Below are 21986 nucleotides of genomic sequence, written 5' to 3'. Positions count from 1 at the left end.
CGCGCCCGACAGCTTTCCATCGGGCGCGTTTCCTATTCGGGCCAAATAAATTGCGTGCGGCCGGCCTCGCCGCCATCGATCAGCAGGCTCTGCCCGGTCATAAACCGGTTGGTTACGCCCACAAAGTAGATCCATTCGGCAATCTCTTGGGCGGTGGCCCAGCGCTTAAGCGGCGTGAGTTCCATAATCTGGCTCCACAGGTGTTCGTCTTCCATCACGCAACGGTTGAGCGGCGTGATCACGCCACCCGGGTCCACACTGTTGGCGATGGCCTGCGGCGCCAGGCGGTTTGCAAGGTTCTTGGTGTAGGCGATAACGCCGCCCTTGCTGGCGGCATAGTCGGGAAACTCCGATCCCGTATGCCCGCTCGCCGACCCCACATTGACCACGGATTTGATAGCCGGTGTCGGCTTGGCGGCAAGCCCCTCCCCCACAAAGGCATAGCGCTCGGTCACGTTGATGGTGCCACGCAAGTTGACGGCAATATCGTCGGCCGAATCCTGCACACCGGCAACGTTCACGATTACCTGTGGCTCAAGGTCGCCTGGAAACGAGTCAGGCTCGCGGACATCAACGATCAGATGGCGGTAGCGCTCGTGTTCGATCGCCGCCGGCAGCAGATCAAAGCCCACGACCTCGTGGCCCTCGTCCAAAAAGCGCTGCACGCACGCGGCTCCGATACCACCCGAAGCACCCGTGATCAAAACCCGCATGCTTGCTCCTTAGGCGGTTGCATGGCGCTTGAGGTACTCGGCGCCCACATTCTCGCGCTCCCAGCTGCGCACGACCTTGTAGCCCACGGGGCTCAGGAAGACCTCGCACAGCAGCTCGGCAACAGCGCCAGTCAGCGAGCACATAAGAACCTGCACCCAGGTCCAACCAAAGAACGTGTGGCTCACCACAATGGCAAAGACTAGGTTGTCGATAAACTGGCCGACACCCGTAGACACATAGGAGCGGAAGGCAAAGCTCGCAAAATTATTCTTTTTGAGCATACGGCCGAGCGACTGGTTGAGCGTGGAGTTAACCACGGCAGAGACGAGCATTGCCAGCGAAGAGCCCAGCACCACGTACCAGGTGCCGCCGATGGTGGCGTTAAGGGCAGTGTTGACCTCGATCATGCCCGTGTCATAGTAGGCGCCCCACATGCCGGGCGTGAGCGAGCATGCCCAAAAGCACAGGCTTACGGCCAGGTTGACCGCCAACGCGAGGATAGAGATTTTGATGGATGCCTTGGCGCCAAAGCGCTTGCAGATCATGTCCTGGCACAAAAACGAAACCCAGCTCACCACAAAGCCGCAGTCGAGCGCCAGATACGGCAGGCTGATAAGCTCTTTGTTGGCCAGCAAGTTCATCATGATAACGCTCACGAAAAACAGCGAAACCGTTGCCGCGGGAATGCTCCGCAACAGGACCTTGTAGTCCTCCATGACCTTCTTGATCATTATGTACTCCTTTGGTTTTAGGTTTAACGAGCAGGATATCGGACCCGAACTGCTCGGCCGCCACGGTCTTGAGGCGACGGTGGGTATGATAGCCGCTCACACGGCGGCAGGCAAGCAAGCGGCGCGGCAGCCCCACAGGACCACCGCGCCGGCGCACTAAAACGTTACGTTGCCAAACTCCGACAGGACAAGGTCGGGGTTGTGGTCGGTTGCCCAGTCCACGTTCCACGGGCTCGTGAACAGTAACAGCTTGCCGCCGCGCATGTCCTCGACGCGCAGCGTATCGCGCGTGAGCGAAAGGCCCGGGATATCGATGGTGTCGGGGTCGTTCTGGATCCAGCGAATGTCCGTATAGGGCAGCGGCTGGCGACGAACCTCAACACGGTATTCGGCCTTGAGGCGGCGCTCGAGTACCTCAAACTGCAGTACGCCGACCACGCCCACGATGACGCTCTCCATGCCGGCACCCAGCTCGCGGAAGATCTGGATGGCGCCCTCCTGGGCAAGCTCCTCCATGCCCTTCACGAACTGCTTGCGCTTGAGCGTGTCCACCTGCGTGATGCGGGCGAACATCTCGGGGGCAAACGTCGGGATCTGCGGATACTGTACGTGGCGCTTGCCAGAGCACACGGTGTCGCCGATGCTAAAGATACCCGGATCGAACAGGCCTACGATATCGCCCGCGTACGCCTCGTCCACGATGGCGCGGTCATCGGCCATCATCGACGTGCCCGTGGCAAGCTTGAGCTTACGGTTGCCCTGCACGTGGAAGGCATCCATGCCGCGCTCGAACTTGCCCGAGCAAATGCGCACAAAGGCGATACGGTCGCGGTGGTTCTTGTCCATGTTGGCCTGGATCTTAAACACAAAGCCGCTAAAGTCGTCGCGGCACGGATCGACCGGCTCGCTGGTGAGCGTATCGGTATAGGCGCGCGGCGTCGGGGCCAGGCGCAAGAACTCCTTGAGGAAGGGCTCCACACCAAAGTTGGTGAGCGCCGAGCCAAAGAACGCCGGGCTCAGCTTGCCGCAGGCCACGGCATCCAGGTCGAGCTCGTCGCCGGCGCCATCGAGCAGCTCGATGTCGTCCATCAGGTTCTTGTGGTTCTCCTCGCCAATAAGCTCATCCATGGCGGGGTCGCCCAGCTCGGCCTCGACCTCGGCGACCTTCTTGGTGGCGTTGGCGTGACCGTCGCCCTCAAAGGCGATGACGCGACGGGTCTGGCGGTCGAACACGCCACGGAAGTTACGGCCGCTGCCGATTGGCCAGTTCATGGGGTACGTATTGATGCCCAGGACGTTCTCGATCTCTTCCATGAGCTCAAACGGATCGCGGGCCTCGTGGTCGAGCTTGTTCACAAAGGTAAAGATGGGAATGTGGCGCAGCGTACAGACCTTAAAGAGCTTTTTGGTCTGGGCCTCGACGCCCTTGGCGCCGTCGATGACCATGACCGCGGCGTCGGCGGCCATAAGGGTACGGTAGGTATCCTCCGAGAAGTCCTGGTGGCCGGGAGTATCGAGGATGTTGACGCAGGCGCCGTTGTAGGTGAACTGCAGTACCGAGGAGGTAACGGAAATACCGCGCTCCTTCTCGATGTCCATCCAGTCCGAGACGGCATGCTTGGCCGAACTCTTGCCCTTGACCGAGCCGGCAGTCTGGATGCTGCCGGTATAGAGCAGCAGCTTCTCGGTAAGCGTGGTCTTACCGGCGTCCGGGTGGCTGATGATCGCGAATGTACGGCGCGACGAGATTTCATCCGACAGGCTTGCCATGCGGATCCTTTCTTGCATTGAGTGCATTTCGTCGTTGAACCCGTACTATTGTAGCCGCGAAATCCCGCCACAGGGCACCTATCAGGACAAATTCATCAGCCAAGCTCGCTGTGCATCGAACAGCTGCCTCAAGGACTGTCTCGATCTGTAACATCTAGCCATCAAAATCGACTCCAGATGTTACAGATCGAGATAAACAAGCAGACGGGCAACCAATGTCTCAATCTGTAACATCTAGTCACCAAAAACGGGCCCTAGTGTTACAGATTGAGATAAACGGGCAGGAAGGTCGGGTCTGTCTCAACCTGTAACATCCAGCTGCCAAAATCGACTCCAGATGTTACAGATCGAGACAAACAAACGAGGGGACAGACGAGCCCATATTTCCTCTTGCATAACTGTGCATAGTGTATATATACTGTGCTTACCGGTTATATACACGTGTAGCCCAACAGCTAAGGAGCCGCTGTGGACATCATCCTATCCAATTCGAGCGACAAGCCCATCTACGAGCAGATCTCCTCGCAGGTCAAAGCTCAGATCCTTTCGGGCGCACTCGCTACGGGAGCCAAACTCCCCAGCATTCGTGCGCTCGCGAGCGACCTCGGCGTGAGCGTCATTACCACCAAGCGTGCCTATGCCGACCTGGAGCAGCTCGGCTATATCTGCACCGTGCAGGGCAAGGGCTGCTTTGTCGCCGAGGGCAACCAGGAACTCTTGCGCGAAAACCAGCTTTGCCATATCGAAGAGTTGCTCGCGCAGGCCGCTACGCAGGCCGAAACCCTAGGCGTCACGCGCGACAAATTGCACGAGATGCTCGACCTTGTAGCCCCCGAAACCATGCAGTAGCCATCTGCAAGAAAGGCTATACCATGCAAAACTTGCTAGAACTCAAAGGCGTCTCACGCCGCGTATGCGACCGCTTTTCCCTACGCGATGTCACACTCACCGTGGAGCCCGGCCAGATCGTCGGCTTTGTGGGCGCAAACGGTGCCGGCAAAACAACGACCATTCGCGCCGCGCTCGGACTCATAAAGCTCGATGCCGGCGAGGTGCACCTGTTTGGGCAGCACTGCGGCACCGATGCGCCCGGCGAGACACAGCGCCATCTGCGCTCCCGCATCGGTCTTGTCCTGGACACGTGTCCTTTCCCTTCCACGCTCAAAGTGGGCCAGATCGAGACGCTCGTAGGCCCGGCGCACCCCACATGGAGTCGCGAAACATTCGCCAGATTTATCGAACGATTTGGCCTTGATCCCAAAGCCAAGGTCAAAGACCTCTCCCGCGGCATGGGTATGAAGCTGCAGCTCGCCTGTGCGCTCAGCCACAATGCCAGGCTGCTCGTTTTGGACGAAGCCACCGCGGGCCTCGATCCCATGGCGCGCGAGGAGCTGCTCGATGAGCTGCTCGCCTTTGTTTCCGACGGCCAGCGCAGCGTACTGCTCTCGAGCCACATTACGTCCGACCTCGATAGCGCCGCCGATCGCGTCATCTGCATCGATAACGGTTCGATTGCATTTGACCTGCCACGCGAGGACATTACCGACCGCGCCGGAATCGCCCACTGCACGCAAGCACAGGCCGCAGAGCTCATGGCTTGCGTCGAAGGCGCCCGTGCTGCCCGCCACGCCTATAGCGTGGACGTGCTCGTGCCCAACCGCCGTGATACGCTCGAGGCTTTCCCCGAGATTCCCTGCGATCGGGCAACCATTGATGACTACCTTCGCCTCATGCTGAAAGGGGCTTCGAAATGAAACGCGCCTTTATGTCCGAGCTCGCCATCGTTCGCACGCTTATCCCGAGCATCGCGGGTGTCGGCTTATTTATATTCATCGTGATGACCCTCGCCAACGCATCGGATGGTGATTCCGGCATGAGTGCTGGCGCCTGCGCAGTCAGCGCCATGTCGCCCATCATGATCATGAACTCGCTAGCCGGCTTCGACAATCAAAACGGATGGGAGCGCTATCGGGCAACGCTGCCCTTCTCGCGCAAAGACATCGTCTGCGCACGTTACCTGTGTATCGTTGCTTTCTCGGCCATCATGGCATGTGCGGCCGCGCTGTTGAACATCGTCACCATCCCACTCTTCAATAATGCAGGCATTTTCCCGACGGGACAGGTCGTATTTGAGATCGCAATTGCCTCGGCAGCCTCGATGCTCATCTCCCTCATGATGGTGTTTTTGGCGCAGCCGCTGTTCTTTCGTTTTGGACACATGGAGGCGCTGCGCCTGTCCGTTGGTCTGTTTGCCTTGCTCGGTTGCCTTGCTATGGCCACGCTGAGCTCCTCCAACCCCATCAGCAACTGGCTCATGTCGATTGCCGGGGCAAATCCCGATTCCGCCGTCCTCGGCTGCCTGTGCGCAGGAATTGCCGTCCTGGCCCTCGCGCTATGCGCAATCAGCTGCACCGTCAGCACCAAGGTTTATCGAGTACGCGACCTGTAATCGACAGCTAAAGGACTTGGGCGGCACCCCACCTCATTTACTAGATAAGACGAAGCAGTAACAACGTCGTTACCACCCTTCACGGCATGCCGTTCACTTCTCGGAAAAACATTCACCTTCAATTCGAGCCCTAACCAAATGGCTCCCCGGAACATGGCCCCGTCTCGCCGCGGCCATATCAAACCTTCATGGTGGGGCGGTATCCTTATGTCCATAAAACTCGCAGGATAAACCCATTATCCAAGGAGGCATCGCACCCGTGTCGTGGGTCGTCGCAGCATTTGCGTCAGCATTCTTTGCCGGCATCACATCCATCTTGGCCAAATGCGGTATCAAGCAGACCGACTCCGATATCGCGACGGCCATTCGCACCTGCGTGGTGCTCGTTTTCGCCTGGGCAATGGCGGGCATTTCTAGATCCATTGGGACCATTGGCAGTATCGAACCCAGATCCTGGCTCTTTCTCGTCCTCTCGGGACTCGCTACAGGTGCTTCGTGGATCTGTTACTTTAAGGCGTTGAGCATCGGAGACGTCAATAAGGTCGTACCGGTCGACAAGATGAGCACCGTGCTCGCCGCGCTGGTCGCCATCGCGCTTTTTGGTGAGACGAGCAACCTTGCGGTTAAGCTCGTGGGAACCGCTGTCATCACCCTCGGCACGTTTTTAATGATCGAGAAGAAGCAGTCCGCCGGACCCGAGCAGCAGCAAGACCGGACCTGGCTCGCTTACGCCCTCGGCGCCGCCGTGTTCGCGGCACTCACCTCCATCCTCGCCAAGATCGGCATCGAAGGCGTCGAGTCAAACCTGGCCACGGCAATCCGCACCTGCGTGGTACTGGTTATGGCATGGGCAATCGTGGCAGCCAAGGGAAAACTGGAGCAGGTCGCGCACGTTGACCGGCGCGAACTCACATTTCTCGTAACATCGGGCATCGCAACCGGAGCATCGTGGCTGCTCTATTACTACGCCATCGCTGCAGGCCAGGTGAGCGTCGCGGTGCAGATCGACAAACTATCGATTGTCGTATCGGTACTATTTGCGCGTCTGGCATTCAACGAAAAACTCTCACGACGCAGCGCCATCGGTCTCGCCCTCATCGTACTGGGCACCGCCGCGCTTGCAATTTGGAAGTAGCGCCGATACCGAACGAAATCCAGTCCACCCGCAAATCCGTGACACAGCGCCCGCACCGGACTTGAGATGTTTGTACTGACTGCGCGCTATCGTGCTACTTGCGCAGCGGCTTGGGCAGCGGAATGCCAGCGGCAATAACGGCGGCGATGATCATGCAGACGATACCCTTGAGTGGGAAGCACATGAGCAGCAGGCCCACGACCATGACCGGCTGACGCATGACCGCACCCATCGTCGATGCCGTGCAGACGGCGACGCAAAAGACCGGATCGGCGCCGGTGAGGACAGCAAGGCCGTAGCCCAGGCTTACGCCCGAGAAGATAACCGGGAAGAAGTGGCCGCCGCGCCAGCCCATGTTGATAAGGGCGGGCGTCAGCATGGCCTTGACAAGACCGGTTGCAATGAGTACGCCAGCGGGAATGGTCATATAGGTCTCCATGAGCACGTCGGCCTGCGTCTCGCCGGCAAACATGGTGTAGGGCAGGACCGTGCCGCAAATGGCGAGCGCCAAACCGGCCAGCATGGCCTTGATGACAGGGCGCTCCCCTATGGCGTGGGCCAATGCCTCGCTCGCGTGCTCCGAAACAAAGTACAGCCAGCCACAGGCCGTGCCGATGAGCGCCAGGGGAATAAGCCAGGCGAGCTCGAGGTTGCCCACCCGAGCGGCCTCGAACCTCGGCATACCCATACCGCCGCCCATAAGCTGGCCAAGCAACAGATAGGTGCCCAAGCCGCCGGCAATCGCAATGCCGTAGACCACGGTCTTTTGCGCCTTGGGCATCTTGATGGTGATCTCGTCGGACGCTGAGTCCTCATCGTCGTCGGCGCCCTGGCCGTCGGCGCTGCCGGCGAGCGGAGCCACAAAGCCAAAGACAGGCGCGGTAAAGAGCGCCGTCAGGGCAGCCTGGGTACCCAGCAGCGTGAGTTGCCTAAACTCGGCGCCAAAGCAACGCATGCGGTCGCCGACCCAGCTGCACAGACCCGCAATGACACCGGTCAGGCCAGCCTCCGGTCCAATGCTTCCGCCAAACAGCAACGGCAGCAATGCCGCAAGAGATAGCTTGCCGAGGTTGTCGTACGGGTAGCGGCCGTCGCGCTTTACCTTGGCCATCACCTGGTTGAGGTCATCGGTCTTGGTGCCCGTCATCTTTTCGTACAGACCGATCAGCAGGCCGCCCAGCAGGCAGACGAAAAACGGGTACGGTAAAAAACCGAACGGACCGCTCGCGAGCTCGGGCGAAGCGACGCCCAGCATTTGCGGAATCTCGGTCCATAGATAGTCGATGCCATGCTCCATCGCAAAGAAGAACAGCCAAACCGCGGCGCCCGCAAACGCACCGGTCACAGCCACGCTCACTAAAAACAGCGCACGGTTTTTGGGTTTTGCCAGGTTATCCATCGGGACCTCCCGTTGGTCAAAGTCAACATAGATACGCCTTATTGTAGGGCGAGCGTTGTCCAGACGAGCTAACCATCTGCGCCCCAAACGACACCATTGAGTGCCAGGGCACTACGGATGCGAACCTCAACTCCCAATAATCGAGGCAATCTCGCGCAAATCGTCGGCAAAGTAGATGCCTTGCTGGCGCTGCGGACTCGATAAGCCCTTATCGATCATATGCCCGAGCAGCGCCTTGAGGCCGCTGTAGTAACCGTCCAGGTTATACAGGATGCACGGAGCACTCAGGTGTCCCAACGATACCGCAGACATGACCTCGGCAATCTCCTCGAGCGTGCCCGTCCCGCCGGGAAAGGCAATGAAGGCATCGCCAAGCTCAATCATCTTGGCTTTGCGCTCAGCCATATCGCTCGTCACGATAAGGTCGTCAATACCTTCGTGTTGAAACTCTGCCTCGATAAAAAAGCTCGGCTCAACGCCCGTCACATGCCCGCCAGCATCGAGCACGCTATCGGCAAGCGCGCCCATCAGGCCCGATTTGGACCCGCCGTATACCAGCGCGTGCCCGTTGGAGCCAATCCAGTTGCCCAGCTCTTGCACCGCAGGCAGAAACGCCGGGTCATTGCCGACGCTGGCGCCCAGATACACGGTGATATTCATATTCAGTCCCCCTCGTCGTGACGCACGGCGCCCGTTCTAGCGTTGGCATCGGCGATATTCGCGCACGCGGCGCGACAGGTCAGCGAGCTCGTCGCGGTCGAGCTCTTCCAAATGCTCAAGATCATCCATAAAGCGCGCCATGGTGTCCTTTTGGCGCAGTTTAATGAGTGTATTGCAGTAGTTCACCGCCACACCCGTGAGCATGGCGATGTAGAAGATGCTGATGACGCTCAGGACGACGGTAATAGCGCGGGCGACCGGCGTTTCGGCCGGGATATCGCCAAAGCCGATGGTCGAGACCGTCTCAAAGCTAAACCAGAGACCATCGCCAAACGTGAGGGTCGTGGGCTCGGACAGCCAGACAGCCGTCGAGCACAGCAGGTAAAAGATAAGAAACAGGCCCGTGATGCGTGCAAAGCCAGCCTGTCGCAACACGTCGGCAAGCGTCCTCAACTTGTTCATCGCGACCCCTTTTCCCAGACGCCCAATCACATTCGCTCGGTATTGTCCCACGCCTTCCCCGCAAACGGAACCAGTCGTCGGGGACGCTTCTAAACGGCGGGTTATGAAGGACCGTCCCCGTGGCAAAACGGCATACGTTTCAATCTGCGACAAATAGGACATCCCCACAGGTCTCACGGCCCGAACGAGTATCTTGATATAGACATACCGCCCACCGCCGTGCCCGCAGCACGCAAAAAGAAAGGAAGTCCACAATGTTTAGGCCTCTTCGCAGAAAAAAGCGCGCCATCACCGATAAACAGGCGCGAGAGCTGCTCGCCGATTGCAAGCGCGGCGTTTTTGCCGTCAACGGCGACGATGGCTATCCCTATGCCATTCCCGTCAACTACTTCTTTGACACCGAGCACGACAAAATTTATTTTCATGGTGCCAAGGCAGGACACAAGGTCGACGCACTCAAACGAAACGACAAAGTCTGCTTTACCGTCTATGGCAACGATTGGTATAAGGATGACGACTGGGCACCCTATGTTCAGAGCACCGTGGTTTTTGGCCGCTGTCGCCTCGTGAACGATGACCCGGCATTTGTCGAAGATACAATCCGCCAGCTCGCCCTCAAATACTACCCTTCCGCCGAGGAGGCCGAAGAGGAGATCAAACAAAGCATAGGGGGCGTCCAGCTGTATGAAATTACGGTTGAGCACCTTTGCGGCAAGCAGATTCAGGAAAAGTAGCAAACGCGGAAAACGTGCTCGCAGCCCTCTGTGCCCTATGCGCCCACGCACGCTAACGGCGTGGGCGCAGACCGCGGCGGCCGAATCGCTTGCCCCCTATACCCCAAAAACGTAGCGGTCCAGGCGGTCGCACGCTTCCCTTACACGCGAAAGCGGCAGTGCTAGATTCACGCGAATGTGGCAAGGCCCGTGGAACGGACGGCCGTCCTGATAGCCCACGCCCACACGCGCGCCCTCATCGAGCAGCCACTGAATATCGCGGCCATGCTCGCGGCACCACTCCGTGCAGTCTAGGAACACCATATAGGTGCCCTGCGGGCGCGAATAGGACACGCCCTCAAAATGCTCGTCCACGTAATCGCAGAAGTAGTCAATGTTGCCCTCGATGACCTCGTTGAGCTCATCGAGCCACTCGTAGCCCTGCGGCTGGTAGGCGCCGATAAGCGCATGCATCGAAAGGACATTCATCTCGTTGTAGTGGGTCTTATTGGACACGGCGCACACGCGATCGCGCAGCGTCTCGTTATAGATGATGTGGTAGCTGCCGACCAGGCCCGCCAGGTTAAACGTCTTGCTCGGCGCATATAGGGCGACCGTGCGCATGCGGGCATCCTCGCTCACCGACTGCGTCGGGATATGCTTGTGGCCGGGCATGATGATGTCGGACCAGATCTCGTCCGAGATCACCACGCAATCGTGCCGGCGATAGATGTCCATGGCGCGCTCAATCTCATCGCGCTCCCATACGCGGCCGCAGGGGTTATGCGGCGAGCAGAACACCGCGGCATGGATATGGTTTTGGACGAGCTTGCGCTCCATGTCCTCAAAGTCCATGCGCCACACGCCCTGGTCGTCGAGCTTAAGCGGGCTGTGGACAATGCGATAGCCCGCGGCTTCGATAGACTTGGTAAAGCCGATGTAGGTAGGGCTGTGGACCAGCACCGCATCGCCCGGCTGGACATACGCGCGCAGGGTCGACACGACGCCGCCCAGCACGCCGTTTTCGTAGCCGATATGCTCCGGGAGCAGGCCCTCGACGACATTACGGCGGCTCTGCCATTCGATGATGCGGTCGAAGTACTCGTCGCGCGGATCGAAATAGCCAAACATGGGATGCTGGGCGCGCTGAATGATGTGCTCCTGGACCGTGGGCACCGTGGCAAAGTTCATGTCCGCCACCCACATGGGGATGCGGTCGAAGCCCTCGTCGGGCGCGTTCGGAGCCATGCCGGGGATCTCGCCCCAGGAGTCAACGGCGATGGCGTCCATGCCGTGACGGTCGATAAGTGAAGTAAAGTCGTATTTCATGCTGAGCTCCCGTGCAAAGCGGATTGTTTTGGTAGGAGTTATTGTCCACCAGCGTGGGCGATTTTGGCACGGGGTTTGGCGTTGAATTTGGCGGGCACCGGCGAATGGCCGGCTAGTCCCGCGCGTCGTTGATGGCGATTACCGTCAACCTGGTTCCATCAACCGTAAAGGATATGTCGAGCCCGGCGTAGGCCAGATGGTAGACGCGGTTTGGCTCGTGTTTGCTACCCGCGCGGCGCGGATCTTGGCGAAGGACCTCGACCAAGCCGGGGAGCTTTGTGGACGGGACCATCTCCTGCAGCGCTTGTGGAAAGTCAACATCGAGCTCTTGCCACGGCGCATCCTCAATCCAGCCGCCGGTCGCATCCGGGTGGCAGTCCGCAAACGGAATGTAGGGCTTGATATCGTAGATGGGCGTGCCGTCGCGCAGGTCCGCTCCCAGCACATGGACGATGGGACCGTCGTCGGTAAGCTCGACATGATCGAGCTTGACGCAGGTAAGACCGATGGGATTGGGGCGAAACGGGCTGCGCGTGGCAAATACGCCCACGCGCTCGGCTCCACCTAAGCGCGGCGGACGCACGGTCTTCGACCACTTGGCGTTGGTGCCGGACCTGTCCTGCGTCTTGACATCGACGGCGATGTCTTCGGCCGTGCCGCCGGGCGTTCCGTTTTCAAAGCGCCAGAGCAGCCACAGGTGAGAGAAGGAGTCCAGACCCTCAACTGACGCGCTGGAAGCATATTCCGGCTCAAAGACAATGCGCCCCTCAAGATGGGGCGCCAAAAAGCTGTTGCGCGGGATGCCGAACTTCTGCGGCAGGTCGGTATGTATGTGTGCAATAGGTTCCATGTCGGTCATTGTACGGCACAGGCGAGGGCAACGGGCCACGATTGCCTGTCATCGCCATCTGCATGCAACCAACGGTTGCTTGGAAGGGCGTCGGCCGCCGCGTATGCTTAACCCAACAAACAGCAGAAAGGAGCCGTTATGGCCTTTGCAGAAAAACTCATCGCCGTCCGCCGCGCCAACAATCTCACTCAAGAGCAGCTCGCCGCCAAGCTCTACGTCACGCGCCAAGCCGTGAGCCGTTGGGAGCGCGGCGAAGTCACCCCGGGCATCGACATGATGAAGCTCATTGCCGCCGTAACCGGAGAGCCGCTGTCCCACCTGCTCGAAATGCCCGAGCACTATTGCCAGAGCTGCGGCATGGTGCTCACACCCGACGACTGCGGCACCGATGCCGCGGGCGCCGCGACCGACCATTACTGCAAGTGGTGCTACGACCGCGGTAAGTACACCTATGAGACCACGATGGAGGCAATGATCGAGGATTGTGCCCCGCGGCTGGCACAAAACACCGGCATGTCGCTCGACGAAGCCGTCTCGCTCATGGGTGCCGTGCTGCCGCAACTGGAGCGCTGGCGCACCGTGCACGAAAACGAGGAGCGCTACGGTGCCGAAGCGCGAGCGCGCTATGGCGACGAGGCGATCGACACCGCAAACGAAGCGCTGTTGGATATGGACCCCGAAACCTGGAACGACATGAAAGAACTCGAGCGCGCGATTCTGGGCCAGCTCTCGATTGCCATGGACGACGGCGACCCAAAGAGTAACGAAGCCCGCAAGCTTGTCGCAATGCACCGCCGATGGATTGGCCTTAACTGGGGACACGAGCCCCAAGACAACGCATACCTAGGCCTCGCCCACGGCTACCTTGCCGATCAGCGCTTTGTTGACTACTACGACAAGCCCTGCGGCGCAGGCGCCACGGCGTTTTTGGTTCAGGCCATCGAGTCGTCCCTGGCTCGCGCATAGACCACGGCGGCTTTGGGTATCTCAATCGAAACCTCAACCGATTGGAGACCCATGGCTACTGATCACGAGCTCGAGCTGTACGTTATGACCGGCTGCCCGTATTGCATAAAGGTCAAGCGCTTCCTGGCCGATAACGGCTTGACCATCCCCGAGTGCAATATCTCGACCGATTCCGATGCCGAGCAGACGCTTATCGCCGTCGGCGGCAAGCGCCAGGTTCCCTGCCTGTTCATTGACGGCGCACCGCTCTACGAGTCGGGCGACATTATCGCGTGGGTACAGAAGAATCTGCTCTAGCACGCAATTGCAGTCGGCTCGCCCCGACGTCCAAGCCCATACGACCCAAACATGTACGCCAGCATCCAAAGTCGACATTTTTCGACATCTTTGGATGCTGGCGTACAGCTTTTTGCATGGGCCCAGCACAGGCGGTCCGTTCTTCTCCGTCCCCAAGGGATCATTTAGCCACAAAAGCGGGCGATGGGCGCAAGCTGCTGCTCGCGAAAGACACGCTCGACGGCGGCACGGTATTCATCGACCTTTTTGGTCTTGCGTACGAGCTTGTGAACGGTCGCGGGATCGGCGAAGGCGCATTTGGCGTAGAACCACCACTCCTTCATGCGGAAGACCGCGTTGCCCCCGATCTCGTCCGCATAGGCCGCAAACAGCATGTCATGGAAGCGTTGCAGCTCAGCGGCGGTAGCGGCAGGGTCGCCCTTAACCATGCGAGCCAGCGCGGGATTCGCAAGCAAGCCGCGCCCCAACATTACGTGACGTGTTCCGGGATAGGCCTTCACCAGCGCATCCATGTCCTCAAGATCAAAGATGTCGCCGTTATAGGCAACGGGGAACGGCGCCCGTTCCAGCGTCTCGCCGTAAAACTCTTTGCGCGGTGAGCCCGTATAACGGTCCTTTTGCACGCGCGGATGCACGATCAACTCCGCCAGCGGCATTCGGCAATAGAGGTCGAGCACGCGCTCGTACTCGTCATCGCATTCGAGCCCCAGTCTGGTCTTGACCGACACCGGCAAGGGCGAGCGTTCGCACACGTCGCTCAAGAACACCTCGAGCTCATCCAGGTTGCGCAGAAAGCCCGAACCCTTTCCTTTGGCGACAACCGTACCCGAGGGGCAACCAAGGTTGAGGTTGACCTCGCGGTAGCCCATATCGGCAAGCACCTGTGCCGCCCACACAAACTCGTCCGCATTCTTGGACATCAGCTGGGGCACCACGTTAAGTCCCTGGTTATTAGCAGGGTCGATCTCTTTAAACGCCTTGCCGCCAAAGCGATTGCCCGCCCGCGGCGGCGGCAAAAACGGCGTGTAATAACAATCGAGCGCGCCGAAGCACTCCGCATGCACGCGACGGAACACATGCCCGGTAATCCCCTCCATAGGGGCCAGCGATAAATACATCAACATCCATTCTCAAATCAATGTGACAAAGGGACAGCCCCTTTGTCACATTATTCGGAGCGTAGGGCTTCCACGGGGTCTTTCTTGGATGCACTGCGGGCCGGCAGCAGACCGGCAACAACCGTCAGTAGCACCGAAATTGCGATGAGCATCAGCGCGTCTTGAACGGGCAGGCTCATCAGATTGGGAACCTGCTTGGCAGCAAGCGCCCAGGCATTAACCGGAAAGCTCACGGCCACTACGACGACAACGGCAAAGACGCCGGCAATGAGGCCTTCGATAAAGGTCTCGGCGTTGAACACGTTGGCCACGTTGCGCTTCGACGCGCCAATCGCGCGCAGGATGCCAATCTCCTTTTTGCGCTCCAGCACGCTGATGTAGGTGATGATGCCGATCATGATGGAGCTCACCACCAAACTGATACTCACGAATGCGATGAGCACCAAGCTGATGGTGTTCACGATGTCGGTCACCGAACCCATGATGATGCCCATGTAGTCGGTGTACGAGATCGCCTGCTCATCGTGGCCAGCAGCTTTGACCTGTTTGTTGTACGCATCGATGTGATCGAGTACGCGCTCCTTGGCCTCAAAGTCACGCGGGAAAATCTTGACCGAGATGGGGTCCGCCTCGTCCGCATAGCCCAACGTGCTCAGATTGTTATCGTAGGTGAGCTTTGACGCCTTGGCATAGCTCATCATGAGCGAGCTCAGGTCCTCGGCGTCCATGTTGAAGTGGATGGCGCGAGCGAAGGCACCCGCATCCACGCGCATGGCGCTCGCCAAGTTGGCAAAACTCGAAGACATCTGCGTCGCCATTTGGTCCATAAGTCCCGCCGCACCCATCTTGAGCTGGGCCGATACCGTCATCGCGATCTGTTCGCTGATTGTCTTGGTCAACTGGTCCATAGCCTGCTGCAGATACGGAGCCAGCTGCTTTTGCACATAGTCGGCCATCGCCTGCTGCAGGCGCTCGGCCAGGGCATCGCCGCCGAGGGCCTTGAGCTGAGCCAGGTATTGCTGGGCGACGGCATCATGCTCAAGATACGTCGAGAATGCGGCAGCAAGCTTTGACGCGTCTTTAAGATCTTCGGGTGACAGCGCCTTAAACTGATCCGACTGCATAAAGCCCTCAAACAGCTGGTTGACAAGCGTTCCCACCTGCTGCATTTGCTCAGGCGTGAGTTCCAGGCCCTCAAAGATACCCGAGAAATCTGGAGCCGGCGCTTTGGCCATGATGTCGCTGAAGTCGACGTCCTTCCCAACGCCCGAAAGGTCAATGTCCAGACCGGACAAGTCGATACCAGAAAGGTCCATACCGCTGGCAGCACCCGAAAGCGCAGACGCATCGAACGAGAACGCGCTCTTTAGCGCCGCCTCGTCCACGCTGAACATGCTGCCCAGATCAACGCCTTGCTTGGCCTCGCCTTGCAGCTCATCAAAGGTTTTGCCCGTAAAGACATCCGTCTCGGGGCGGGCAAGCTGCTCCTGCACGATCTGCGAATCGGCAGCGCGCTCCATAAGCTGGCGAGTCAGCGCATGCGTGTAGGCAATGCCCGGGGACAATGCACTCGCGTTAGCCGTCTCGTTGGGTCGCACCACGCCCACAATGCGCACGTCGATACCGTCAGCAACCTTGGACGCCATAAAGTCGGCATCGCCAGACATGTCAGTCCACATGCCGGTCTCTTCGTTTTTGCGATAGGCATCGGCCGGCGACAACACCTTAAATGTCGTGGACAGCGCATCGTCGTAGGTAAAGTCGGTGCCGGTCTCGGGCGTCTCGACCTTGCCGTCGGCCGTCATGGCGCTGTTGACCAGGTCATTGAGCTCATCGATATCCAGCGCACCGATGCTATAGAGCGTATAGTCGCCCACCGTGCCGCGGCTCGAAAGCACCATCACGGCCTCGTTGGCGGACGTGGGCCAATGGCCGACAACGACATCGTACTGGCTGTCGAGCAGGCTCTGGTCGTCAATCATCTCGTTAAAGACCGAGGTTCCCATGGAATCCATGCTCACCGTTGCCGCCGAGCTCGCGCCTCCGCTCATGGCCTCGGTCATGGCGTTGGGCACCAGCCGGACAGGCTTCTCATCGCCCTTGCCGGCACGATAGACAACCGGCGATACACCGTAGCCGTACTGAATGGCGTTGACCTCTTTATCGATGCCGTCGCCACCGGCATCGAGCCATGCCTTAAAGCTCGTCATGTCATTGGACTTAACGCTCGCAAACATATCCTTTACGGCCGTGACCACAGGAATCTTATCGGTTCCCTTAGCCTCGCCGCCGGCACTGTCGTCGGACGAATCCACGCTTTCAGACGAACCGTCATCCGTGGCCCCCTCTCCGCCCATCATGGACGACAGGTCGTAATCCTGCTTGGAAATGGTGAGTGGGTAGCTCGAGAGCGTGTCCTCCTCAACCTTTTTGATGTAGCCGTTTACGCCATTGGAGAGTGCCAGGATCGCCGCAATGCCGATAATGCCAATCGAGCCCGCAAAGGCCGTCATGGCCGTACGGCCCTTTTTGGTCATAAGGTTTCGGGCAGAAAGCCCCAGCGCCGTCACAAACCTCATCGAGGTTTTGCGCGTAGGCTTGGCCTCGCGGCGCGCGGCCTTGGCAACATCGAAGGGGTCGGAATCGTCGGTGATCTTGCCGTCCGCCAGGTTGACGATGCGCGTAGCGTACTTGTACGCCAGCTCGGGATTGTGCGTGACCATAATGACCAGACGGTCGCGCGCCACGTCCTTGAGCAAATCCATGACCTGCACGGATGTCGTTGAGTCTAGGGCGCCGGTCGGCTCGTCTGCCAGCACGATCTCGGGGTCGTTGATCAGGGCGCGGGCGATGGCCACGCGCTGCATCTGTCCGCCCGATAGCTGGCTCGGGCGTTTGTTAACGTGCTCGCCCAGGCCAACTTTCTCCAACGCCTCGCGCGCACGCTGGCGGCGCTCGGCATGCCCCACACCCGTGAGCGTGAGCGCCAGCTCCACGTTTTCCAAAATGGTCTGATGCGGAATGAGGTTATAGCTTTGGAACACAAAGCCGATGCGGTTGTTGCGGTAGGCATCCCAATCGCGATCGTAAAAATCCTTGGTCGAAATACCGTCGATCAGCAGGTCGCCGGAATCGAAATGGTCGAGTCCGCCGATGACGTTGAGCATCGTAGTTTTACCCGAGCCCGAGGGACCCAGGATGGCTACAAACTCGTTATCGCGAAAAGACAGGCTTACGCTGTCGAGCGCTACCTGCGTAAACGACTGCGTAACGTACCTTTTGCAAATATCTCTGAGATCCAGCATGGACGGCAACCTCTCTCGCGCGGGCGCGCTCGCCCGCTCCCCCGCCGTTCACGTTCGGCGCGTTTGTCCTACTCTATCCTCATTTTTGGCCGATACCAGTGAGAAATGTAACGAACCGCGCCAAAAAACGAACGGGACAGCACGCCGCATGGCGCACCATCCCGCGTATAACATCCCCGATGCGACAAAGAGGCTGTCACTTTGTCACATTCCAATGCGCGCTACTTTTCGAGCCCGCACGGCATAACGTTAGCGCTGCCGCGGCGAGCCTCAGTCACGGCTGCAAAGAAGCGATAGCCGCCCGAGAAGTTAAAGCACTCAAAGCCATGCTGCGCCAAAATGCGGCAAGCAATGTAGCTGCGAATGCCGCTCTGGCAAATCACGTAAACCGGCTTGGCCCGGTCGAGCTCGCCCAGGCGATTGCGCAGATCATCGACGGGAATGTTTACGAAACCATCGATATGCCCGCGCTCATACTCCCCTTCCGTACGAACATCGAGCAGCTGCACGCTGCCATCGCGTGGCAAGTTGGGCTCATCCTCCCAATGCCACTGCGCCAGTATGCCGCGATTGAGGTTCTCGATCATAAAGCCCGCCATATTGACGGGATCCTTCGCCGATGAATACGGCGGCGCGTATGCTAGGTCCAAATCCTTAAGCCTATCGCCGCGCATGCCTGCCTGGATGGCAGTCGCCAGGACGTCGATACGCTTGTCCACACCATCGATGCCCACGATTTGCGCACCCAGCAGGCGCAATCCCTGCTTCTCGAAGACAACCTTCATGGTCATGGGCGTTGCACCCGGATAATAACCCGCATGCGAACCGGGCGACAGGACCACGCTATCGCAGTCAATTCCCGCCGCGTGTGCTGCCTTTTCGGATAGTCCCGTGCTTGCCGCCGTCAAGTCGAATACCTTGATAACCGATGAGCCCAACGATCCGAGGTAGCAGCTGTCCATGCCAGCTATGACATCGGCGACGACACGCCCCTGCTTGTTGGCGGGGCCGGCGAGCGAAATGACCGCGTCCTCGCCGGTCACCTGATGCGTGACCTGCACGGCATCGCCCACGGCATACACGTCGGCAGCAGAGGTCTCCATGCGGTCGTTGACCACAATAGCCCCCTTGATGCCCAGTTCGAGCCCCGCCTCTTGCGCCAGATGGCTCTCAGGTGCCACGCCAATGGCAAGCAGCACCATATCGGCTCCGATAGGGTCATCGCCCGCAACATGGGTGACAACGCGGCCATCAACTTCCTCAAAACCTGTCACATCGGCCTTGAGGCGCAGATCGATACCGTGCTCACGCACCTCGGTATGCAAAAGGGTCGCCATGTCGTAATCCAGGTTGTTCATAAGCTGGACGGGACGCTGCAGAAGGGTCACCTGGAGCCCCAGCTCACACAGATTCTCCGCCGTCTCGACGCCAATGAAGCCGCCGCCGATCACGACGGCACTGCTCGGTCGCCGCTCTCGAACATAGCTGTGAATACGCAGCGTGTCCTCAACGGTGCGTAGGCTAAAGATTTTATCCGAGTCGATGCCCGGCAACGCAGGGCGGATCGGCTTTGCACCCGGCGACAGGATGAGCTTGTCATACGTCTCGACAAATTCCTCGCCCGTCAGCATATTGCGAACCTCGACCGTATGCGAATCGGGATGGATGGCAAACACCTCGTGACTCGTCTTGACCGCAATGCGAAAGCGATCCCAAAAGCCCTTGGGAGACTGCAGCGTCAATGCGCTCTCTTCTTCTATCACGCCGCCAATGTAGTACGGAAGTCCACAGTTGGCATACGATACAAAACCCGTGCGCTCAAAGATGACAATTTGGGCCTGCTCGTCGAGTCTGCGCAAACGTGCCGCCGCCGATGCGCCGCCCGCGACGCCTCCAACGATAACCACCTTCATAGCCAACGCACCACCTTTCCCGTGTAGCCGCTTATGCCGCCGATATTCTTGACACTGCCATACCCAGAACGCTTAAGAAAACTCACAGCTTGGTTGCTTCGCGCACCGCTCAGGCAATACACGAAAAGCTGCGTGCCCTTGTCTGGATACAGCTCAAGCACCTGGTTGATACGATTGAGCGGAACGTTGACGCTGCCCGGAATGTGGCCCTGTCCATGCTCGTCAGCACTCCTCACGTCGAGCAGCACCGCCCCCTTAGAAGCCTTCCATTCCTGGACGCCCACATTAATGTCCGGTCCTGCAAACAAATCAAACAATCCCATAGCGCACTCCTTTGCTGGTTGCTTTGGGCAAGTATGCCAAGGCACTGCGGTCGCGTTCTGTGACCAAGTCACCAAACGGAAAATATGTTGCCGACGGCAGATGCAGCTGCGCGGTAGGTCTAGACCAACCGTGCTAACCCATCTACATCACGCACGATAATCCGTCCGCGCCTAATCTCGATGAGCCCGTCCTGCGCAAGACGTCGCAGAGCGCGCGTCACCGCTTCGCGCGCAGAGTTGATGTCGCGTGCAAGCTCGTCTTGCGTTACGGCAACTTCTGCTGTGCCCGCAGCTCGGCAATGCTCGAGCACGTAGCTGGCGACGCGCTGATCGAGGCGCTTAAAGAGCATCTGCTGCAGCACGCATACCACCTGAGAGTAGCGCTTCACCTCAACCTGGAGCATAAAGGCCTTAACGTAGACATTATCGCGGGCGAGCTGGGCACACACGCTCGCAGGCACCACCAAAAGCGATGACCTGCGTGCTGTAACCACCATGGTGTCAAATGAAATCTGCTCGATAACGCACGAGGCCGTGGTGACACAGCACTCTCCGCAGCCAACCCTAAACAGCGTGACCTCCTTGCCTTCCTCGGAAAGCAGGCTCACGCGAATGTCACCTTCGATAATAAAAACAATGCCAGTGCAAGAATTTCCGCTGCTACCGATTATCTGCCCGGCATCAAAGGATCGCAGCGACGAGCGCTCTGCCACGAGCGTCTGCTCATCGGATGTAAGTTGTCCCCAAAACGGCAACCGCTCGACCATGCTGCCGACCATAGCCGCCCCCTTTCGACGTATACCCATGATGCTACCCCGAAGCAGAAAAAAGAGTCGCTGTTTCCAGCGACTCCCCTTCAGTTGTCTGTCCCACGGACTTACTGTTCGCTCTTCGCGAGCGCCTGCTCGATTAGCTTGTTGAGCGCCTCGCGCTGCTCAGCGGAGTTGATACCGCCCATGATCGGTTCTCCCACGATGTTGCAGTTCTGGTCGATCACATAGGTGGTCGGGAACGAGTAGAGGTTGGAGGTGAACTTTCCGGCCTCGCTATCCGACTTAAACCATATGTTTTTATACGTCACGCCCTTCTTGGAAAGCACGTCCTTGGCATCGGCCACCTCGTCTTTGTTGCCGTCGAGCGTAAAGGAATTAACGCCCACGACCTGGCCGCCCTTCTCGGCAAGCTCCTTGTTGAGCTTCTCCAGATCGCCCAGCTCTCCCACGCACGGTTTGCAGGTGGTAAACCAGAAGTTCATGACGGTGACCTTGTTCTTGGAGAACAGCTCGTCACTGTTTACATCGTTCCCGTCCAAGTCCTTGCCCTTAAAGCTGGGGAACTTCGTCTCCTCGCTCTCGCCGTTGGTCATGCCTGCGGTCGAAGCATCGACGCTCTTCCCCTCGCCGGGCGTGCTGCCACATCCGGGGAACTCCTTCTCCAGCGCCATGAGCTTGTCCTCGATCTCCTTGACCTGCTGCGCGCCGGCCTTAAGCGTCTTGAGCTCGTCAGCCGTAAACTGGTCCTTGGCGCCCTCGATGGTATCGAGCAAGAAGTCGCCGTAGTTCTTGCCGTCCTCAATCATGGGAGTGTCTTTGTTGGCCGCAAGGAACACCTTTTCCCATAGGGCATTATCGCTCGCAAAGATCTCGTTTTCCTTTTGCAGCAGCTGCTGGTACAGCTCGGCCGCCTCCTCGGCGCTCGACGGCTTTTGCGCCACAAGCTCGGCAATCTGCGCATCGCCGCTCGTGGCATCCTTCGCGTCGCCCTTGGGGGCAGAGCACGCCGCGAGCGTCAGCGCCAGCACGGGCAGAATCAACAGAGCCGCAATTTTTGACAGTTTCATGGTTCCTCCGTT

The 21986-nt window shown here is 58.9% G+C and carries 21 protein-coding genes and 1 pseudogene; 8 read left to right on the top strand and 14 right to left on the bottom strand.

The genetic code is table 11. The annotated features are described in order from the left end of the window. Nucleotides 1-32: 32 nt before the first annotated feature. The 3 genes from DW732_RS06180 to DW732_RS06170 form a co-directional block, all read right to left on the bottom strand. A complete protein-coding gene (locus DW732_RS06180) occupies nt 33-713 on the bottom strand; it encodes an SDR family NAD(P)-dependent oxidoreductase (protein WP_118099067.1) in 681 nt (226 codons plus the stop codon). A gap of 9 nt (nt 714-722) precedes the next feature. Further along, on the bottom strand, nt 723-1445 hold the full coding sequence (locus DW732_RS06175; protein ID WP_233539383.1) for a VUT family protein: 723 nt from the start codon (nt 1443-1445) through the stop codon (nt 723-725). Nucleotides 1446-1601: 156 nt separating this feature from the next. Beyond that, a complete protein-coding gene (locus tag DW732_RS06170; RefSeq protein WP_117734571.1) occupies nt 1602-3215 on the bottom strand; it encodes a peptide chain release factor 3 in 1614 nt (537 codons plus the stop codon). Between the two features lie 468 nt (nt 3216-3683). On the opposite strand from DW732_RS06170, the gene DW732_RS06165 reads away from it, so the two are divergent. From DW732_RS06165 to DW732_RS10205, 5 genes and pseudogenes are all read left to right on the top strand, one after another. Next, nucleotides 3684-4064, top strand: coding sequence for a GntR family transcriptional regulator (locus tag DW732_RS06165; RefSeq protein WP_118099066.1), 381 nt, complete (start codon nt 3684-3686; stop codon nt 4062-4064). A gap of 23 nt (nt 4065-4087) precedes the next feature. Further along, the gene (locus DW732_RS06160; RefSeq protein WP_118099065.1) at nt 4088-4969 is read left to right on the top strand and encodes an ABC transporter ATP-binding protein; all 882 of its coding nucleotides are present in this window, start codon (nt 4088-4090) and stop codon (nt 4967-4969) included. Further along, the gene (locus DW732_RS06155; RefSeq protein ID WP_117734574.1) at nt 4966-5664 is read left to right on the top strand and encodes an ABC-2 transporter permease; all 699 of its coding nucleotides are present in this window, start codon (nt 4966-4968) and stop codon (nt 5662-5664) included. Before DW732_RS06160 ends, DW732_RS06155 begins: the two co-directional genes overlap by 4 nt. 259 nt (nt 5665-5923) lie before the next feature. After that, nucleotides 5924-6337 (top strand): annotated as a pseudogene (locus DW732_RS10210) (EamA family transporter); the annotation flags it as partial. Next, nucleotides 6332-6799: an EamA family transporter gene (locus DW732_RS10205; RefSeq protein ID WP_369831506.1), complete on the top strand. Its 468-nt coding sequence runs from the start codon at nt 6332-6334 to the stop codon at nt 6797-6799. The pseudogene DW732_RS10210 and the gene DW732_RS10205, both read left to right, overlap by 6 nt. 94 nt (nt 6800-6893) lie before the next feature. On the opposite strand, the gene DW732_RS06145 is transcribed toward DW732_RS10205, so the two are convergent. The 3 genes from DW732_RS06145 to DW732_RS06135 form a co-directional block, all read right to left on the bottom strand. Further along, nucleotides 6894-8198, bottom strand: coding sequence for a chloride channel protein (locus DW732_RS06145; RefSeq protein ID WP_118099064.1), 1305 nt, complete (start codon nt 8196-8198; stop codon nt 6894-6896). 126 nt (nt 8199-8324) lie between these two features. Then, nucleotides 8325-8858, bottom strand: coding sequence for a TIGR00730 family Rossman fold protein (locus DW732_RS06140; protein ID WP_118099063.1), 534 nt, complete (start codon nt 8856-8858; stop codon nt 8325-8327). A gap of 36 nt (nt 8859-8894) precedes the next feature. Next, nucleotides 8895-9320, bottom strand: a complete 426-nt coding sequence (locus DW732_RS06135) for a potassium channel family protein (RefSeq protein WP_158567367.1) — start codon at nt 9318-9320, stop codon at nt 8895-8897. A 254-nt stretch (nt 9321-9574) separates the two neighbouring features. On the opposite strand from DW732_RS06135, the gene DW732_RS06130 reads away from it, so the two are divergent. Next, nucleotides 9575-10054, top strand: coding sequence for a pyridoxamine 5'-phosphate oxidase family protein (locus DW732_RS06130; RefSeq protein ID WP_117734579.1), 480 nt, complete (start codon nt 9575-9577; stop codon nt 10052-10054). Nucleotides 10055-10150: 96 nt separating this feature from the next. Here the strand turns inward: DW732_RS06130 and DW732_RS06125 are convergent, their stop codons facing one another. Both DW732_RS06125 and DW732_RS06120 read right to left on the bottom strand, forming a co-directional pair. Further along, nucleotides 10151-11362 (bottom strand): MalY/PatB family protein, encoded by a 1212-nt coding sequence (locus tag DW732_RS06125; RefSeq protein ID WP_118099061.1) that lies wholly within the window; start codon nt 11360-11362, stop codon nt 10151-10153. 112 nt (nt 11363-11474) lie between these two features. Then, nucleotides 11475-12212 (bottom strand): tRNA (N6-threonylcarbamoyladenosine(37)-N6)-methyltransferase TrmO, encoded by a 738-nt coding sequence (locus tag DW732_RS06120; protein ID WP_233539382.1) that lies wholly within the window; start codon nt 12210-12212, stop codon nt 11475-11477. Nucleotides 12213-12350: 138 nt separating this feature from the next. On the opposite strand from DW732_RS06120, the gene DW732_RS06115 reads away from it, so the two are divergent. Next, nucleotides 12351-13178 carry a TipAS antibiotic-recognition domain-containing protein gene (locus tag DW732_RS06115; protein WP_117858857.1) on the top strand — a complete coding sequence of 276 codons (828 nt, stop codon included), beginning with the start codon at nt 12351-12353 and terminating at the stop codon, nt 13176-13178. A gap of 51 nt (nt 13179-13229) precedes the next feature. Then, nucleotides 13230-13475 carry a glutaredoxin gene (locus DW732_RS06110; protein ID WP_117798961.1) on the top strand — a complete coding sequence of 82 codons (246 nt, stop codon included), beginning with the start codon at nt 13230-13232 and terminating at the stop codon, nt 13473-13475. 164 nt (nt 13476-13639) lie between these two features. On the opposite strand, the gene DW732_RS06105 is transcribed toward DW732_RS06110, so the two are convergent. The 6 genes from DW732_RS06105 to DW732_RS06080 form a co-directional block, all read right to left on the bottom strand. Next, a complete protein-coding gene (locus tag DW732_RS06105; RefSeq protein ID WP_233539381.1) occupies nt 13640-14572 on the bottom strand; it encodes a tRNA-dihydrouridine synthase in 933 nt (310 codons plus the stop codon). A gap of 71 nt (nt 14573-14643) precedes the next feature. Next, nucleotides 14644-17898: an ABC transporter ATP-binding protein/permease gene (locus tag DW732_RS06100; protein WP_118099059.1), complete on the bottom strand. Its 3255-nt coding sequence runs from the start codon at nt 17896-17898 to the stop codon at nt 14644-14646. 221 nt (nt 17899-18119) lie between these two features. Next, complete coding sequence (locus DW732_RS06095) at nt 18120-19811, bottom strand: FAD-dependent oxidoreductase (RefSeq protein ID WP_117743321.1); 1692 nt, start codon at nt 19809-19811, stop codon at nt 18120-18122. Next, nucleotides 19808-20134 carry a rhodanese-like domain-containing protein gene (locus DW732_RS06090; RefSeq protein WP_117798964.1) on the bottom strand — a complete coding sequence of 109 codons (327 nt, stop codon included), beginning with the start codon at nt 20132-20134 and terminating at the stop codon, nt 19808-19810. The genes DW732_RS06095 and DW732_RS06090 overlap by 4 nt, the downstream gene beginning before the upstream one ends. A gap of 119 nt (nt 20135-20253) precedes the next feature. Further along, a complete protein-coding gene (locus tag DW732_RS06085) occupies nt 20254-20913 on the bottom strand; it encodes a Crp/Fnr family transcriptional regulator (protein WP_158553148.1) in 660 nt (219 codons plus the stop codon). A gap of 98 nt (nt 20914-21011) precedes the next feature. Next, entirely contained in the window at nt 21012-21974 is a 963-nt protein-coding gene (locus tag DW732_RS06080; RefSeq protein ID WP_117798965.1) for a redoxin domain-containing protein, read from the bottom strand. Between the last annotated feature and the right edge of the window lie 12 nt (nt 21975-21986).

The sequence above is a fragment of the Collinsella sp. AM28-11LB genome (genome assembly GCF_003469895.1).
In the GTDB taxonomy this organism is placed as follows: Bacteria; Actinomycetota; Coriobacteriia; order Coriobacteriales; family Coriobacteriaceae; genus Collinsella.
This window is presented reverse-complemented; position numbering and strand designations above follow the sequence as displayed.